A 16,268-nucleotide genomic window follows, 5' to 3' on the forward strand; every position below is an offset into this window, starting at 1 on the left:
CGGATGCAGGGTCAGCTCGACACCGACCTGTCGGACCTCGGTCGTCGTCAAGCGCTGACCGTGTCCCACACCGTCGCCGACTTCGACCCGATCGCGATCGTGTCGTCCGATCTTCGGCGCGCGTACGACACCGCGACGGCGATCGGCGACCGGGCGGGCCTGCCGGTCGAGATCGATCCGCGGTTGCGTGAGACGCACCTGGGACAGTGGCAGGGCCTGACCCACTCCGAAGTCGATGCACGCCACCCTGGCGCGCGTGCACAGTGGCGAGGAGACGCGACCTGGGCACCGCCCGGCGGTGAGAGTCGCGTCGACGTCGCCGAGCGGAGTCGACCCGTCGTCGACGAGTTGCTCGCCAAGCACGAACAGTGGAGCGACCGGCCGATCGTGCTCGTCGCCCACGGCGGGTTGATCGCTGCGCTGACCGCGGCGTTGCTCGAGCTGCCGGTCGATCGCTGGCCGGTCCTCGGGGGCATCGGGAACACCGGCTGGGCGCAGCTCAGCGGTTACGGTGAGTCGCCGACCTGGAGACTCGATGTGTGGAACGCGTCGGCAACGGTGTCACCCGATGACGTCCTCTGAACCCGACGTGGCCTCGCCGCGGCCCTCGCTGCTGGTGATAGGCGACTCCCTGAGCTATTACGGACCGAAAGGCGGCCTGCCCGCGGATGATCCGCGGATCTGGCCGAATCTCACGGCAGCAGCGCTCGGCTGGGACGTCGAACTCATCGCGCGCATCGGCTGGACCACCCGCGACGCGTGGTGGGCGATGACGCAGGATCCGCGTGTGTGGGCAGCCATTCCACGCGCCGGTGCGGTCGTGCTCGCCGTCGGCGGGATGGACACGCTGCCGTCGCCGTTGCCTACGGCCCTGCGGGAAAGCATGCGCTATGTCCGGCCTGCCTCGCTGCGGAGGACCGTGCGTACCGCATACGGCTGGGCCCAACCGCGGTTGTCACCGCTCGGTTGGCCGGTCGCGCTTCCTCCTCGGGTGAGTGTGGAGTATCTCGAAACCATCAGGGATTCCCTCGCATACATGCGACCGGACCTGCCCGTGATCGGGACGTTGCCGTCCGTGCATGACAGCGAGCAGTACCGGTCGGTGCATCACGGGCGTCGACCTGCCGCCCGGGCGATTTCGCAGTGGGCAGTCGAAAAGTCGGTTCCCCTGGTAGATCTGGGTGAAGCCGTGCGGGAGAACATCTTCTCGGACGCCGCGAACCCCGACGGTATCCATTGGGGGTGGGACGGGCATCGCAAGGTTGCCGACGCGATGATCGACGCGGTGCGGATGGCTCGCCCGGATGCGCAACCCACCGCGGACGGCATACTGTAGGTGCCGTGTCAGTAGTGGTGGTCACCGATTCGTCGTGTTGTCTCGATCCGGAGATGGCGGAGCAACACGACATCCGGATCGTTCCCCTGCACGTGATCTCTGATGGGCAAGATTTTCGAGAGGGTATCGACGAGCTACCCGAGGACCTCTCGGGAGTCACCACGTCCGGTCCGTCCCCGGCCGAACTGCTCGAGGTCTACTCACGCGCTCTCGCCGACAGTGACGGTGACGGCGTGGTGGCGGTGCACTTGTCCCGGCTGTTGTCGGGTACCTGGGAGGCGGCGAAGCACGCCGCCGACTCACTGGGCGATCAGGTTCGCCTGATCGATTCGCAGAACACAGCGATGGGCCTGGGATTCGCCGCACTCGAAGCGGCGCGTGCAGCCGAGTCCGGTGCCGACCTCGACGCCGTGTACTCGCGGGCCGTCGAGGTGGCGGCGTCCGGACGCACCCTCCTCGTCGTCGACCGACTCGACCATCTGCGGCGCGGCGGCCGAATAGGTACGGCCACCGCATTGCTCGGTACAGCTCTCGCAATGAAGCCCGTCCTTCATCTCGTCGACGGGAAACTCGTGCTTCGTGAGAAGACACGGACGATGACCAAGGCGCTGGCGAAACTGGTCGACGGCGTCGTCTCCGAGGCCGGACCCGCCCCGCTCCTCGCGGTGCATCATCGCGGAGCACCCGAGCGCGCGCACCTGCTCGCAGAGCAACTCGCCGAGCGGATCCCCGACGCGGCCGAACTCCTCACCTGCGAGATCGACGGAGTGCTCGGGGCCCACGTAGGTCCTGGGGCGATCGGGATCGTCGTCGCGCGCCGCTGAGCGGACGGTTATCCACAGCCGTCCCATTCATCCCCAGATCAGCCGTCACAGCCGTCTCCGAGCCTTTCTGCGTTCGTGACGGCATTAGCGTCGCGGCATGGGCAGCGACGGGGACCTCGCGAGAACGCGGCTGGATGCGATCGTGCGATCCGACACGATCGGACGAGTCGGGAACGTCGAAGCGGACGAGTACGACGACCTGATCCCGGACCGCGCCGGACACGGCGAGGCCGGGGCGCAGAGCGTGATCGAACGGATGCGCTCCGCACGCTGGGACACCGGACGCGGCGGCAGTATGGCGCTTGCCGGGGTGGCCGTCGTGGCGGTTCTCGTCGCAGTGGTCGTCGTGTGGCGAGATCGACCCGTGCCCGAAGCCGTTCCGCCGTTGCCCGCCGTCGAGGTGGTGGCGGCGTCGTCCCGTGCTCCGGTTCCGGAACAGCCGGCGGAGGTGGTGGTCAGTGTGGTCGGGCTCGTGGCGAAACCGGGGCTGGTACACCTGCGGCAGGGTGCGCGAGTCGCGGACGCACTCGACGCGGCGGGTGGGGCCGGTGAGGGCGCAGACCTGCTGGGCCTCAACCTCGCTCGGCGGGTCGCGGACGGTGACCAGATCATCGTCGGTGTCGCACCGCCACACCCGGTTCCGGAGGGCAGTGCGGTATCGGCGACCGGAACCGGCGATGCGGGGGAGGTCGGAGGAGATTCGGAGCCGGGACAGAATCAGTTGAATCTCAACACGTCCGATGAAGCTGCCCTGGATGCGCTGCCCGGAGTGGGGCCGGTCACCGCATCGGCGATCGTCGCGTGGCGCCGCGACAACGGGCCGTTCACCGACGTCGAGCAACTGTCGGAGGTGGACGGGATAGGCCCCGCCAGGCTGGCCCGGCTACGTGAGTTGGTGACCGTGTGACCGCACCGGTCGGTGTCGACGCCCGACTTCTGCCGTGCACCGTCGCGGCCTGGGCGGTCACCCTGGTCGGTCTGTACACGGGTTGGAGGGCCTCGCTCCTCGTGACCGCGATCGCGGTGCCGGCGGCGCTGGTCGTCGTGCTGTCGGGAACCAGGACCGCCGTCCCGTGGTCGCGAAAGTGCAGGGGGCATTCGCGACCACGGGACGGGGCAGTGCGGGCGGTGCTCGCCGTTCTCGTCGTCACCGCGGGATTCGGCGGAGCCGTCGCGGTGCGGATGTGGTTCGTCGAGCATCATCCGCTCGCGACGGCTCCGGCGGGTGCGTGGGCCACCGTAGTGGTGGAACCGACCGATGATCCACGGGAAGTGCGGAGTTCACCGTTCGGAGGTGAGCCACAGGTACGCATTCCCGTCGCTGTGCACCATGTGACGCTGGGCGGCGAGTCGATGACGGTCGGTGGCCGGGCGGTCGTGTTCGCTCCCGCAGACGGGTGGCGGCATCTGTTGCCGGGGCAACGAGTCACCGTGCGGGGGCGGGTTTCCGAGAATCGGGCCTCGGGAGACGCGGACCCGGGGACCACGGTGGCGGTGGTCCGTGCCGACGGGCCTCCGCGCGCGACGGAAGCACCCTCGGCCCTTGCCGACTGGGCCGGAGGCATTCGCGAGGATCTCGCCGCGGTGTCCGCACGGGCGCTCGGGCCCTCGGAGGCCGGATTGCTCCCCGGACTGATCGTCGGTGATACGAGTCGGCTCCCGGACGACGTGCGCGAGGACTTCCGGGTGTCCGGCCTGACACATCTGACGGCGGTGTCGGGTGCGAACGTGAGCATCCTGCTCGGCGCGGTCCTGCTGCTGGTCAGGTTCGTCGGGATAGGCCCCCGGACGGGCGCTCTTCTGGCGGGTGTGGCATTGGTGCTGTTCGTGATCGTCGTCCGTCCGTCGCCGAGCGTGTTGCGGGCTGCCGCGATGGGAGCGGTTGCACTCCTCGCGCTCGTCGTCGGCAGGCAGCGTCAGGCGCTCCCCGCGCTCTGCGCAGCGATCGGAATCCTGATCCTGGTGTGGCCGGACCTCGCGGCGGATGTGGGATTCGCGCTGTCCGCAACGGCCACCGCCGGTCTCGTGCTCGTCGCGCCGGTGTGGGTCGCCCTGCTGCAGTCGCGTGGATGGCCACGTGCCGTGGCCGAGGTGTGTGCGGTGTCGAGTGCGGCGTACATCGTGACCGCACCCATCCTCGCGGCGGCGACGGGAACCGTCAGTGTCGTTGCGGTGGCAGCGAATGTTCTGGTGACTCCGGTTCTCGCGCCGCTGACCGTCCTCGGCTCGGTCGTAGCGTCGACCGCATCGGTGGTTCCGGGGTTTGCCGAGTTCCTCGCGCGCGGCGCAGCACCGATGTTGTGGTGGTTGGTGACCGTTGCCGCCCGAGCCGCGTCGGTACCCTCGGCGGAATTCTCGATGCCGGACGGGATCCTGGGAGCAGCGATGATCGGCGGCGCAGCTCTCGTGGGCTGCGTCGTGCTGCGCTACAGGAGAATACGGGCCGTTGCCGGTATCGCATTGGTGTCGACCCTCGTGGTCTGGGTTCCCGCACGCCTGCTCGCACCGGGCTGGCCGTCGAGCGGTTGGGTATTCGCGGCGTGCGATGTCGGGCAGGGCGATGCAGTGGTCCTCGCGGCCGGTGACGGGAGCGCAGTGGTCGTCGACGCGGGGCCGGAGGACACACCGGTCGATCGGTGCCTGCGTGGGTTACGTATCGACTCGGTGCCGGTCGTGATCGTCTCGCACCTGCATGCCGATCACATGGGCGGATTGCGCGGAGTCCTTCAGGGTCGGCGGGTGGGGGAGGTGGTCGTGGGTCCGGGTGCGGTGTCCCGCGACACGGCGGGAGAGCTCACCGACGCGGCCGCCGAGTTCGGGGTGAGCATCCGGGAGACGGTGCCTGGGGAGGTGCTGCGCGTCGGGGCGGTGACGATCCGAGTCCTCGGGCCTGCAGCCGAGCGGTCCGGCGATTCGGAGAACGATCTTTCTCTGGTGATGGTCGCGGAGACGACAGTGGGGCGCATCCTGCTTCCGGGCGATGCGGAAGCACCGGCCCTCGACTCGTTGATGCGCAGCGGGGTCGACGTGCGCGCCGATGTCCTCAAGGTTCCCCACCACGGCTCGCGGACGACGTCGGAAGCCTTCCTGGCTGCGGTACGACCCAGGGTTGCGGTGATCAGCGCGGGACGCGACAACATGTTCGGGCATCCGCATCCGGAGATCGTCGAGGTATTGAACGACGTGGGTTCCCGGATACTGCGTACCGACCTGCACGGAGACGTCGCGGTGGTGCGGGCCGGGTCCGGGGCACTGGCCGTCGTGTCGGGCTCACGTGGCACGATCGGTCCGTGAGCGACACACCCCTGCACCTCGTTCTCGGCGACGAAGAACTCCTCGTCGACCGCGCTGTCACGAAGATCATCGCGGACGTACGCGCCCGGAGCGGCGCCGGCAACAATCTTCCGGTCTCGCGGCTGCGCGCGGGGGATGCGGGCGTCCCAGAGTTGGCCGAACTCCTGAGCCCGTCGTTGTTCGCGGAAGAGCGCGTCGTGATCCTCGAATCCGCCGCAGACGCAGGTAAGGACGCGGTGTCGTTGATACTCGACGCGGCTGCAGCACCCCCCGACGGGGTCACTCTGGTCATCCTGCACACCGGTGGAGGACGCACGAAGGCAATGGTGGGGGCACTGCGGAAGTGTGACGCCGAAGAGCATGCATGCCAGGCTCCCGACAAAGCAGGGGAGCGCGCGAAGTGGGTGCGCGTATTCGTGCACGAGGAATTCCAGGCGGCCGGCGTGCGGGTCGCCGGCGACGTCGAACAACTCGTGATCGATGCCGTCGGATCCGACCTGCGCGAGCTCGCGGCGGCGTGCAGCCAGCTCATGGCCGATACCGGCGGCAAGATCGACGCGAACGCTGTCCGTCGTTACTACTCGGGCAAAGCCGAGGTCACCGGCTTCGACGTTGCGGAGAAGGCTGTCGCGGGAGATCTCGCCGGCGCGATGGAAGCACTGCGATGGGCGATGCACCGTGGGGTCGCGCACGTCCTCCTGGCCGATGCCCTCGCCGATGCCGTGCACACTATCGCCAAGGTGGGATCCGCCGGGCGGGGAGATCCGTTCTCGATGGCGTCAGGTCTCGGCATGCCGCCGTGGAAGGTCAAGAAGGCGCAGGGGCAGGCGCGTCGCTGGGCCCCGGAATCGATCGGAATCGCACTCGGGGTGGTCGCGGCACTCAACGCCGACGTCAAGGGCGCGGCTGCCGATGCCGACTATGCGGTGGAATCCGCCGTCCGCACCATCGCCGAACTCGTCGCCTGACGATTCGTCGCATCGTGTGTCTGCACGACGAAAGGCCGCGCCCTCGAAAGGGAGCGGCCTTCGGTCAGCAGAGCTTGCGTCCTCTACCTCGGAGCTGAGAGCTCAGAGCTTGTTGGCAAGCTTTGCGAGAGCAGACTTCTTGTTGGCAGCCTGGTTGGCGTGGATGACGCCCTTGCTCACTGCCTTGTCGAGCTGACGGCTGGTGGAGACGAGGAGCTCGCCGGCCTTGTCCTTGTCGCCAGCGGCCGCGGCCTCGCGGAAGGTGCGGATCGCAGTACGCAGCGAGGACTTCACCGACTGATTCCGGAGCCGGCTGCGCTCGTTGGTGCGAATCCGCTTCACCTGGGACTTGATGTTGGCCACGCGTAAAATCCTGTCGTCTTGCTGGTAGTTGATAGGAAAGCTCTGGGTGCCGGACTACGGCACGAAGGTCAACGATACCAGCGTCGTTGCACAAAGCTCAAACCGGGAAGTGGACTGCGTTGTAGGTAGCTCCGGTGGAACGGGATATTCCGGACGAGGTCCGGCAATCCCGCCCCGTCGAAGCGCTGACTAGCGAGACTAGCGGCATGACGTCCGAACATGACAAGCGGCCCGAATACGAAACATCTCTCGAAGCAGCCGAGGCAGTCGAGTTCTCCGACGCGAAGAAGTTCGTCGCAGAAGCGATCGGGACCTTCCTGCTCGTCTTCTGTGCGGTCGGGACCGCGGTGTTCGCCGGTGCGAAAGTCGGCAACCTCGGGGTGGCTCTCGCGTTCGGCCTGACGTTGCTGTTCCTGGTCTATACGATCGGCCCGATCTCGGGGTGTCACGTCAACCCCGCTGTCACCCTGGGGCAGCTCATCGTCGGGCATGTCACCCCTGTACGCGCAATCGGGTATTGGATCGCCCAGATAATCGGTGGTCTCGTCGCCGGCGTCACGATTTTCGCGGTGGCGTCGTCGCTTCCGTCCTACGACCGGGCTACCGATGGCCTGGGGGCGAACGGTTGGGGCGAGCACAGTCCGTCCGCCATCACCGGACCGCTGGGCGGAGTACTCGAGAACGGATACGGCATCGGGGCGGCGATGATCATCGAGATCCTGCTCACCGGTGTGCTGGTGTTCGTCGTGCTCGCCGCGACCGATCAGATCTCCGACGTCCTGATGGCCGGTGTCGCGATCGGCTTCACCCTTGCGGTGATCCACCTTGTCGCGATCCCGATCGACAACACGTCGGTCAACCCGGCTCGCAGCATCGGCGTCGCGTTCTTCCAGGACGGCGCGCCCGTGCAGCTGTGGTTGTTCATCGTGTTCCCGTTGATCGGTGGTGCGCTGGGTGCGCTGGTGTACTCGTTGCTGTTCGGGCGCACCCAGGGCCTGCGACCGTCCGAGTACCGCACGGACGGACCGGCCCAGTCGTAGCGGACGGGCCGGCCCAGTCGTAGCGGACGGGCCGGACCGGCCGTAATCGTCAGGCCCAGTCGTACTCGCTGCGCAGCCGTTGTGCGACCTGATCGAAACGTGAGCGGTCCAGGATCGCACCTTCGCGACGGATGCCGTCCTCCGGCACGTCGAGGACCCGGTCCAGGCGAATCCAGCTCGGGCGGTTCTGGCGGTCCCACGGCCCGGTGCCGATACCGACCCAATCGCGGTGACCGTCACGGTCGCCGTTCGATGAGAGCATCAGACCGAGCAACGTCGACCCCTCACGTCCGACGACGAGCACCGGCCTGTCCTTGCCCTGGCTCGCGTCGTCCTCGTATTCCACCCACGTCCACACGATCTCGCCCGGATCGGCTCGACCGTCGAGGGCGGGGGAGTAGTCGATCGTCCGCGCACGCTGGGCCGTCGGGGTCGTGCGAGAAGCGACAGGACGTCCGGGTACAGGTGCGGGTGCAGGTCGGCCGGACTGCTGGGCCAGTGCCCCCTTCGCGGCCCCCTTCGCGCGGTCGAGGGCTCCCGACTGCTGTAGTTGCTTGTACAACCGCGGGCCGTGTTCGACCGCGAGTCGTCCGAGTTGCTTACCCATCTGCATCCACTTGCCAGCCACGATCGGCCAGTGTAGCCACGCCCCGAGGTAGTCCAAGTCACGTGTGGGCACAGCCGAGGACCCCGTTGTTGCGCGTCTTGGATATTCTTCAAGGTGACCGCGGCCTCAGGCCGCTGCCGGCCCGAGTCAGGAGCACGACATCAGCAGTTTCGCCGACACCACGTTCACGGACCCCGCCAAGATCCGGAACTTCTGCATCATCGCGCACATCGACCACGGCAAGTCGACGTTGGCGGACCGCATGCTGCAGCTCACCGGGGTGGTCGAGGAACGGCAGATGCGCGCCCAATACCTCGACCGGATGGACATCGAGCGTGAGCGCGGCATCACGATCAAGGCGCAGAACGTCCGGCTGCCGTGGAAGTTCGACGGCGAAGACTACGTCATGCACCTGATCGACACCCCCGGCCACGTCGACTTCACCTACGAGGTCTCACGCGCACTCGAGGCATGCGAAGGCGCCGTGCTTCTCGTCGATGCCGCGCAGGGAATCGAGGCGCAGACCCTGGCGAACCTGTACCTCGCGCTCGACAAGGATCTGACGATCATCCCGGTCCTCAACAAGATCGACCTGCCGGCGGCCGACCCCGATCGATACGCGGGTGAGATCGCAAACATCATCGGATGCGAGCCGTCCGACGTCCTCCGTGTCTCGGGCAAGACCGGCGAAGGTGTCCCCGCGCTGATCGACGAGGTCATCCGGCAGATTCCTGCGCCCGTCGGCAATGCCGACGCACCGGCACGCGCGATGATCTTCGACTCGGTGTACGACACCTACCGCGGAGTCGTCACCTACGTTCGCGTCGTCGACGGCAAGGTCATGCCGCGCGAGAAGATCAAGATGATGTCGACCGGCACCACCCACGAACTGCTCGAGGTCGGGATCGTCTCGCCCGAACCGAAAGCGACGGCAGGGCTCGGAGTCGGGGAGGTCGGCTACCTGATCACGGGTGTGAAGGACGTGCGCCAGTCGAAGGTCGGCGACACGGTGACGCTCGCGCGCGGTGGAGCCACAGAACCGCTCACCGGCTACCGCGAACCGCGACCGATGGTCTATTCCGGCCTGTACCCCGTGGACGGTTCCGACTACCCGGTGTTGCGCGATGCCCTCGACAAGCTTCAGCTCAACGACGCCGCACTCACCTACGAACCGGAGACCTCGGTCGCGTTGGGTTTCGGATTCCGGTGCGGGTTCCTCGGCCTCCTGCACATGGAAATCTCCCGCGAGCGACTCGAACGCGAATTCGGGCTCAACCTGATCTCCACCGCCCCGAACGTCGTCTACCGCGTCGTGCTCGAGGGCGGAGAGGAGGTCGTCGTCACCAATCCGTCGGTCTGGCCGGAGGGCAAGGCGCGCGAGATCTACGAGCCCATCGTCAAGTGCACGATCATCGCGCCGAGCGAGTTCATCGGTTCGATCATGGAATTGTGCCAGTCGCGGCGCGGTGAACTCGGGGGGATGGATTATCTGTCCGAGACCCGTGTCGAACTGCGTTACACCCTGCCGATGGCCGAGATCATCTTCGACTTCTTCGACTCCCTCAAGTCGCGTACTCGCGGATACGCGAGCATGGACTACGAGGAGGCCGGCGAGCAGGAAGCGGCACTGGTCAAGGTCGACATCCTGTTGCAGGGTGAGGCGGTCGATGCATTCAGTGCGATCGTGCACAAGGACGCCGCCGCTGCATACGGCAACAAGATGACGACCAAGCTCAAGGAACTCATTCCGCGTCAGCAGTTCGAGGTGCCGGTGCAGGCCGCGATCGGCTCGAAGATCATTGCGCGCGAGAACATCCGCGCTATCCGCAAGGACGTTCTTGCCAAGTGCTACGGCGGCGACATCAGTCGTAAGCGCAAGCTGCTCGAGAAGCAGAAGGAAGGTAAGAAGCGCATGAAGACGATCGGTCGCGTCGATGTGCCGCAAGAGGCTTTCGTGGCAGCTCTGTCGTCGGATGCGGCCTCGGACAAGCCCAAGAAGTAAGTGCTCGGCGAAAGGACCCGCCTGTGCTCGAGACCTGGTTGACCCGTGAACTCGGAATCACGATTCCACTGGTCGGTGCGCCGATGGGTGGCCGGGCCGGTGGCTCGCTTGCCGGTGAGGTGACCCGCGCCGGCGGGCTCGGCCTGATCGGGGCGGCCCGGTACAACACCGCCGAATGGCTCGACGATCAAGCGCGCACCGCGCGTGAGATCGGTGGCGGGCTTCTCGGATTCGGGCTCATGACGTGGTCGCTGCACGACGACGACTCGCTTCTCCGCACGGTTCTCGAACACAGCCCGCAGGTGGTGGCGTTGTCGTTCGGCGACCCCGCTCCGTACGTGCAGCGAGTCCACGACGCCGGCGCCGTCGTGATCTCTCAGATCAACACCCTCGAGGATCTTCGGGTCGTCGAGGCGGCCGGCGTAGACGCGGTGGTGGCGCAGGGGCACGAAGCAGGCGGTCACACCGGGAGGATCGGGACCCTGCCGCTGCTGCAGGAAGTACTCGAGTGCACCGAACTTCCTGTACTCGCCGCGGGTGGTATCGCGTCGGGCCGCGGGCTCGCCGCCGTGCTCGCGGCGGGGGGAGTCGGTGCCCTGGTGGGCACGGCACTGTTGGCCAGCCCTGAAACCGTGGGACCGGACTATGCGCGAGACCGGCTGATCGCCGCGGGGAGCGCCGACACCGTCTACACCGACGTGTTCGACAAGGCCCGCCACCAGCCGTGGCCTGCACGATGGGGTGGCCGCGCCCTGGTCAATTCGTTCACCGAGGAGTGGCACGGTCGCGGAGCCGACGAGCAGACCCTCGCCGGCGAGTACACCGCCGACGATCCGGACGTCGGAGTGGTGTACGCGGGTGAGGCGGCGGGCCTTGTCCGTGCGCAGCGCCCCGCAGGTGAGGTGATCCGCGCCATCGGTGTGCAGGCCGAGGAGCTGCTCGGTCGCTTCCGTTGACGCTGTTCCATTCGCGGCGCGCAAGGGTTAAGGTATGCCTCACCTTAGGTGGAGGGGTGGTCCTGTTCATGCGTGCGAGATTCCTGTCGATGTGTGCCGCAGTCGTTCTGATCGGTGTCGGCGTAGCCGGGTGTTCGACCACGGACGACGCGAACATCGACTCGGCCGGGACCGCCGAGTCCGTCTCCGTGGAGCACGTTTTCGGAACGACCACGATCGAGGGGACGCCGGAACGCATCGTCGCGACGTCGAGTCAGTGGGTCGATGCACTCCTCGAACTCGGTGTCCAACCCGTCGGTTACATCAGCGCGGGGTCGACGGGCGACGAGCGCGGCCTGTACCCGTGGCAGAGTGACGTATCGACGGACGCTGTCGACCTCACGGCCGGAAACGACACGACGATGGAGGGGCCACTTCCGGTCGAACCGATCGCGGCACTCGAACCCGATCTGATCCTCGGAAACTGGCAGATCACCTCCGCCGATTCGTACGGCACCCTGACCGAAGTGGCGCCCACGGTCGCTCCGCTCGGCGAGACGGGCGTCGACAACTGGGACGACCAACTCCGGGCCCTGGGAACATTGCTCGACCGCACCGGCGACGCCGAGCGGATCATCTCGGAGCGGAACGCGGAGATCGACGAGTACGCACTCCCGGGGCTCGAGGGCAAGACCGCGGTTCTTTCGCAGTTCATGTTCGCCGATCAGCAGTTCGTCGTCGTCGCCGATCCCACCGACGGCGCGTCGGCCCTCTTCGAACAACTGGGCATGACCCTGCCGCAGTCGCTGGTCGAGGAGGCCGGTGTCGCATTCGGCCGTGTGATGCTCAGTCCCGAACGTGTCGATGCGCTCGTCGCCGACCTGCTGGTCATCCTTCCCAACGGTGGGACCGAGCAAGATCTGATGGCCCTGCCCGGGTTCGATCGATTGCCGTCGGTGGCGAACGGCGGGCTGGCCGTGGTCGACTATCCCACAGTCGTCGCATTCAATGTTCCCTCGTCGTTGTCGATCGGGTACGCGCTCGACGAACTCCGCCCGCAGTTGGAGGCCCTCGCGGGTTCGTGACCGAGCTCAGTGTCGCGTGTGCGCGGGCCTGAATTCACCTGATTCGGTGCGGTCTTCGGCGCGGATGACGTGGACGACCGCATTGATCTGAGCGAGATGGGTGAAGGCCTGGGGGAAGTTTCCCAGATGCTGCCCGGTCGCAGGGTCGATCTCCTCGGCGTACAACTTGAGCGGGCTGGCGAAATCGAGCAACCGACGGCACAGAGTGGATGCCCGTTCCACCTCGCCGATCTCGACGAGTGCGGACACCAGCCAGAACGAGCATATCGTGAATGCGCCTTCCTCTCCGGAGAGTCCGTCGTCGGTGTCCTCGACCCGGTAGCGCAGGACGAGACCGTGTTCGGTCAGTTCGTCCGCGATCGCGAGCACCGTTGCGCGCACTCGGGGGTCGTCGGACGGCAGGAATCGGAGCAACGGGATCAGAAGGTTCGACGCGTCGAGAGCCGGATGACCGTATCGCTGTGTGAACACGCCGCGTTCGTCGACACCGTGTTCGAGGATGTCCGCCTTGATCTCGTCGGCCACCGCAGACCAGCGCTCCGCGTGGTCGGGCTGACCGTGCATTACGGCGAGTTTGACGCCGCGGTCCAGGGCGACCCAGCACATCACCTTCGACGACGTGAAATGCTGCGGCTCACCGCGTACTTCCCACAATCCACGATCGGGTTCCCGCCAGTGCTCGACCGCCTGTTCCACCTGCCCGCTCAACAGGGGCCACAACGATTCGGGGATCTGCTCCCGCGACTTCACGTGCAGATACACCGAATCGAGCAGAGCTCCCCACACGTCGTGCTGGCGTTGCCGGTACGCGTCGTTGCCGATGCGGACAGGGCTGGCGTTGTCGTACCCGCACAGATGGTCGAGAGTCGATTCCTTCAGTACACGTTCACCCCCGACGCCGTACATGACCTGAAGGGGATGAGGGCCCTCGCCGTCGGCGCCCTGCGAGACGTCGAGGATGAACGAGAAGAAATCGTCGGCCTCGCGGTCGAGACCCAGGGTGTACAGACCCCACAATGCAAAGGTGGAGTCGCGGACCCACGCGTATCGATAATCCCAATTACGCTCGCCTCCAAGAGTTTCCGGAAGCGATGTGGTGGCGGCGGCGAGTAGCGCGCCGGTCGGGGAGTACGTCAGCCCTTTGAGGGTCAGTGCGCTGCGTTCGAGATAGCTGCGCCACGGGTGATCGGGGAACCGGCCGGTCGTGACCCACTCTCGCCAGTAGTCCTGCGTCGTGAGCATTTTCGCCGCGGCCTCCTCGAATGTGTGCGGCGGCGCCGACTCACCCCACGACAGGGCCACGAACACGCTGTCGCCCTTCTTCATCCGGGTGCGGGCGCGTGCTTCCCGGCCCTCGATACCGAGGCGCATGTTGGAGGTCAGGCGTAGCCGGGGATGCTCGTCGGGTGCGCCCGCGCACACGGCTGTCGCCTCCTCGTACACCTTGCCGGTGTACGCCCACCGAGTGCCGCCGCGGTGGTAGTCGAACGCGGGTTCGCAGCTCATGTTCAACTCGACCGTGCCGTTCACACACCGAACCGTACGGAGGAGAATGTGCTCGGCCTCCCAGTCGGACGGGGTTCGCCGTTGAGTGGCGGAGCGTTGGTGGAGGTCGTACCACGGTCCCATCACCAGGGCGTCACGCACAGTGATCCACCCCGTTTCGGTCTGCCACGTCGTCTCCAGCACGATCCCTCCCGGAAGGTATCGGCGGGCGGCCGGCACGGTCCGGTCGTGCGGTCCGATGCGGAAATGGCCGGCGCTGCGATCGAGAAGTGCGCCGAACACACTCGGTGAGTCGGGACGCGGCACACACAGCCATTCGACGGACCCGTCGCGCGCGACCAGACATGACGTCTGGCAGTCCGACAGGAACCCGTAGTCGCCGATCGGTGGGAAGGGGGCACGGCTCGGCGAGGACGACGGTAGGTGCTCGGTGGGGGCCATCTCACCATGATCGGCCCCGGCCGGGTGTGACGAGGGGCAAATGAGGGGACGCATTACAGTGGACGGGATGGAACGGGTCGCATCGTGGTGGGACGGGTTCGAACTGTGGCTCACGGGCCTGTCGTTCGTACCCCAGGCCGCGTTGGTGCTGATCGTGATGGTGCCACTGTGTGGTGCGGTGGCCTGGCTGCTCGATCGCGTCATCGCGACCGGCTTCGCTGCGGTGGGGCGGGACGAACCCGAACCGTCCCCGCGGAACGGGGAAGCCGTACCCTCGGCAGCGACCGGGAAACCCGCGCCATCAGTACCGAACACGGAGGACGGTTGACATGCCACGCTCGCGGGTGACCCTGGCGCTCATCGCGCTGCTCGTTCTCGTCGTCGTCGCATGGTTGTTGACTCTGTAGATCTCGCTGCTGCGTCCTCACTGCCAGCCGTCTGCCCGAGCTCTGCTAGAGTCTCCCGCGTGTCTGCAACCGTACTGCCCAGCGCCCGCCATGAATTGGCGTTGATTGCTGTCGGCATGCCGTCTGTTGCCGACATCGACTGTTGTTGTCGTTGATCCACCCGCACCGATGTCAGCGGTTTCACCGCACCGGTAACCGGGTTCCGCGTCTCCGTGGTGTACGGCCCGCAGTCTCTCTCCAGTGGAATTCTGCAGGACGGCGCTGAATGCCCTGCCGCTTCTGCGGCCGGGCACCACTGCGGTCGCGCTATGACATCGATCCATTTCGGCATCCCAGACCAATCCGCTCTGTTCCGACCGAAACAGCTTGCAGAAGGCACCCCTCGATGAAGATTCGTTCCAAGTTTCTCGTACCCGCAGCGCTCGTCGTTGCCACCGCGACCGTTCTCACTGCCTGCTCAGGCGGCGGGGCGAGTGACACCGTCGGCGGTGATTCCGGCGCCGACGGTTCCGGCGGCACCGTCAACCTGTACGCATACGCGGTGCCGAAGGTCGGTTTCGACCTGCTGATCCCGGCATTCCAGGAGACCGAGGCCGGTGAAGGCGTCGTCTTCCAGCAGTCCTACGGCGCCTCGGGCGACCAGTCGCGGAAGGTGCGCGACGGTGCCGAAGCCGATTTCGTGAATTTCTCCGTCGAACCCGACATCACGCGACTCGTCGATGCGGGTCTTGTCGACGAGGACTGGAACGCCGGGGCAGACAAGGGCCTGCCGTTCGGTTCTGTGGTGACGGTCGTCGTGCGTGAGGGCAACCCCAAGAACATCCAGACCTGGGACGACCTGCTGCGTGACGGCGTGGAGGTCGTCACTCCGAACCCGTTCAGCTCGGGATCCGCGAAGTGGAACCTCCTCGCCCCCTATGCGGCGAAGAGCAATGGCGGTCAGGACAAGCAGGCGGGTCTCGACTACGTGACGGCTCTCGTCCAGGATCACGTGAAAGTGCAGCCCAAATCCGGTCGTGAGGCTACCGAAACCTTCCTGCAGGGCACCGGCGACGTGCTGCTCAGCTACGAGAACGAGGCACTGTTCATCGAGCGCAACGGCGATCCCGTCGAGCATGTGACACCGCCGACCACTTTCAAGATCGAGAACCCGGCTGCAGTGCTCAGCGGTTCGGCGAACACCGAGAAGGCCCAGGCGTTCCTCGACTTCCTCTACACCGAGGAAGCGCAGCGACTGTGGGGTGAAGCCGGCTTCCGTCCCGTCGATCCGGCCGTTGCCGAGGAGTTCGCTGCGGATTTCCCTGAACCCGAGACGCTGTGGACGATCGAGGACCTGGGTGGATGGGGCACCGTCGATGACGAGCTCTTCACCGAAGGCACCGGCGCCATCGCTGTGATCTACGACAACGCCACGAAGTAGAGACCGACTGTGAGTACTCCCGTACTAACCACCGGGTCGG

The 16,268-nt window shown here is 66.5% G+C and carries 16 protein-coding genes; 13 read left to right on the forward strand and 3 right to left on the reverse strand.

Annotated features, from left to right (window positions below):
* Positions 1 to 3: 3 nt before the first annotated feature.
* The 6 genes from ACZ46K_RS16000 (at position 4) to holA (ending at position 6,422) form a co-directional block, all read left to right on the forward strand.
* Positions 4 to 582, forward strand: a complete 579-nt coding sequence (locus ACZ46K_RS16000) for a histidine phosphatase family protein (RefSeq protein ID WP_464749341.1) — start codon at positions 4 to 6, stop codon at positions 580 to 582.
* The gene (gene octT / locus ACZ46K_RS16005; RefSeq protein ID WP_464749194.1) at positions 569 to 1,336 is read left to right on the forward strand and encodes a diglucosylglycerate octanoyltransferase; all 768 of its coding nucleotides are present in this window, start codon (positions 569 to 571) and stop codon (positions 1,334 to 1,336) included. Before ACZ46K_RS16000 ends, octT begins: the two co-directional genes overlap by 14 nt.
* 5 nt (positions 1,337 to 1,341) lie before the next feature.
* Positions 1,342 to 2,160: a DegV family protein gene (locus ACZ46K_RS16010; protein WP_464749195.1), complete on the forward strand. Its 819-nt coding sequence runs from the start codon at positions 1,342 to 1,344 to the stop codon at positions 2,158 to 2,160.
* A 97-nt stretch (positions 2,161 to 2,257) separates the two neighbouring features.
* Entirely contained in the window at positions 2,258 to 3,067 is an 810-nt protein-coding gene (locus ACZ46K_RS16015) for a ComEA family DNA-binding protein (protein ID WP_464749196.1), read from the forward strand.
* Entirely contained in the window at positions 3,064 to 5,454 is a 2,391-nt protein-coding gene (locus tag ACZ46K_RS16020; protein ID WP_464749197.1) for a DNA internalization-related competence protein ComEC/Rec2, read from the forward strand. Before ACZ46K_RS16015 ends, ACZ46K_RS16020 begins: the two co-directional genes overlap by 4 nt.
* Positions 5,451 to 6,422 (forward strand): DNA polymerase III subunit delta, encoded by a 972-nt coding sequence (gene holA / locus ACZ46K_RS16025; RefSeq protein ID WP_464749198.1) that lies wholly within the window; start codon positions 5,451 to 5,453, stop codon positions 6,420 to 6,422. The genes ACZ46K_RS16020 and holA overlap by 4 nt, the downstream gene beginning before the upstream one ends.
* A 102-nt stretch (positions 6,423 to 6,524) precedes the next feature.
* Here the strand turns inward: holA and rpsT are convergent, their stop codons facing one another.
* Positions 6,525 to 6,785 carry a 30S ribosomal protein S20 gene (gene rpsT / locus ACZ46K_RS16030; RefSeq protein WP_054806027.1) on the reverse strand — a complete coding sequence of 87 codons (261 nt, stop codon included), beginning with the start codon at positions 6,783 to 6,785 and terminating at the stop codon, positions 6,525 to 6,527.
* Between the two features lie 206 nt (positions 6,786 to 6,991).
* Here rpsT and ACZ46K_RS16035 point away from each other — a divergent pair, with 206 nt between their 5' ends.
* The gene (locus ACZ46K_RS16035; RefSeq protein WP_054806028.1) at positions 6,992 to 7,825 is read left to right on the forward strand and encodes an aquaporin; all 834 of its coding nucleotides are present in this window, start codon (positions 6,992 to 6,994) and stop codon (positions 7,823 to 7,825) included.
* 49 nt (positions 7,826 to 7,874) lie between these two features.
* Here the strand turns inward: ACZ46K_RS16035 and ACZ46K_RS16040 are convergent, their stop codons facing one another.
* A complete protein-coding gene (locus ACZ46K_RS16040; RefSeq protein ID WP_054810518.1) occupies positions 7,875 to 8,453 on the reverse strand; it encodes a type II toxin-antitoxin system PemK/MazF family toxin in 579 nt (192 codons plus the stop codon).
* A 139-nt stretch (positions 8,454 to 8,592) separates the two neighbouring features.
* Between ACZ46K_RS16040 and lepA the strand changes: the two genes are divergently transcribed.
* From lepA to ACZ46K_RS16055, 3 genes are all read left to right on the forward strand, one after another.
* Positions 8,593 to 10,434, forward strand: coding sequence for a translation elongation factor 4 (gene lepA, locus ACZ46K_RS16045; RefSeq protein ID WP_464749342.1), 1,842 nt, complete (start codon positions 8,593 to 8,595; stop codon positions 10,432 to 10,434).
* Between the two features lie 23 nt (positions 10,435 to 10,457).
* Positions 10,458 to 11,390, forward strand: a complete 933-nt coding sequence (locus tag ACZ46K_RS16050; protein ID WP_464749199.1) for an NAD(P)H-dependent flavin oxidoreductase — start codon at positions 10,458 to 10,460, stop codon at positions 11,388 to 11,390.
* A 68-nt stretch (positions 11,391 to 11,458) separates the two neighbouring features.
* A complete protein-coding gene (locus ACZ46K_RS16055) occupies positions 11,459 to 12,454 on the forward strand; it encodes an ABC transporter substrate-binding protein (RefSeq protein WP_464749200.1) in 996 nt (331 codons plus the stop codon).
* 6 nt (positions 12,455 to 12,460) lie between these two features.
* Here the strand turns inward: ACZ46K_RS16055 and ACZ46K_RS16060 are convergent, their stop codons facing one another.
* A complete protein-coding gene (locus ACZ46K_RS16060) occupies positions 12,461 to 14,401 on the reverse strand; it encodes a glycoside hydrolase family 15 protein (protein WP_464749201.1) in 1,941 nt (646 codons plus the stop codon).
* A gap of 67 nt (positions 14,402 to 14,468) precedes the next feature.
* Here ACZ46K_RS16060 and ACZ46K_RS16065 point away from each other — a divergent pair, with 67 nt between their 5' ends.
* The 3 genes from ACZ46K_RS16065 to ACZ46K_RS16075 all read left to right on the forward strand — a co-directional run bounded on the left by ACZ46K_RS16065 (position 14,469) and on the right by ACZ46K_RS16075 (position 16,228).
* Positions 14,469 to 14,729 (forward strand): hypothetical protein, encoded by a 261-nt coding sequence (locus ACZ46K_RS16065; protein ID WP_054806031.1) that lies wholly within the window; start codon positions 14,469 to 14,471, stop codon positions 14,727 to 14,729.
* 60 nt (positions 14,730 to 14,789) lie between these two features.
* Complete coding sequence (locus ACZ46K_RS16070; protein WP_464749202.1) at positions 14,790 to 14,963, forward strand: Ms4533A family Cys-rich leader peptide; 174 nt, start codon at positions 14,790 to 14,792, stop codon at positions 14,961 to 14,963.
* A gap of 230 nt (positions 14,964 to 15,193) precedes the next feature.
* Positions 15,194 to 16,228: a sulfate ABC transporter substrate-binding protein gene (locus ACZ46K_RS16075; RefSeq protein ID WP_054806032.1), complete on the forward strand. Its 1,035-nt coding sequence runs from the start codon at positions 15,194 to 15,196 to the stop codon at positions 16,226 to 16,228.
* Positions 16,229 to 16,268 lie beyond the last annotated feature (40 nt).

The sequence above is a fragment of the Rhodococcus sp. JCM 9793 genome, from assembly GCF_055380405.1.

What these genes read in the sequence shown, in the direction of transcription:
- ACZ46K_RS16000 (WP_464749341.1), top strand. Translation starts at nt 4, where the DNA reads ATGCAGGGTCAGCTCGACACCGACCTGTCGGACCTCGGTCGTCGTCAA.
- octT (WP_464749194.1), top strand. Translation starts at nt 569, where the DNA reads ATGACGTCCTCTGAACCCGACGTGGCCTCGCCGCGGCCCTCGCTGCTG.
- ACZ46K_RS16015 (WP_464749196.1), top strand. Translation starts at nt 2,258, where the DNA reads ATGGGCAGCGACGGGGACCTCGCGAGAACGCGGCTGGATGCGATCGTG.
- ACZ46K_RS16035 (WP_054806028.1), top strand. Translation starts at nt 6,992, where the DNA reads ATGACGTCCGAACATGACAAGCGGCCCGAATACGAAACATCTCTCGAA.
- ACZ46K_RS16055 (WP_464749200.1), top strand. Translation starts at nt 11,459, where the DNA reads ATGCGTGCGAGATTCCTGTCGATGTGTGCCGCAGTCGTTCTGATCGGT.
- ACZ46K_RS16060 (WP_464749201.1), bottom strand. Translation starts at nt 14,401, where the DNA reads ATGGCCCCCACCGAGCACCTACCGTCGTCCTCGCCGAGCCGTGCCCCC.
- ACZ46K_RS16065 (WP_054806031.1), top strand. Translation starts at nt 14,469, where the DNA reads ATGGAACGGGTCGCATCGTGGTGGGACGGGTTCGAACTGTGGCTCACG.
- ACZ46K_RS16070 (WP_464749202.1), top strand. Translation starts at nt 14,790, where the DNA reads ATGGTTGTTGACTCTGTAGATCTCGCTGCTGCGTCCTCACTGCCAGCC.
- ACZ46K_RS16075 (WP_054806032.1), top strand. Translation starts at nt 15,194, where the DNA reads ATGAAGATTCGTTCCAAGTTTCTCGTACCCGCAGCGCTCGTCGTTGCC.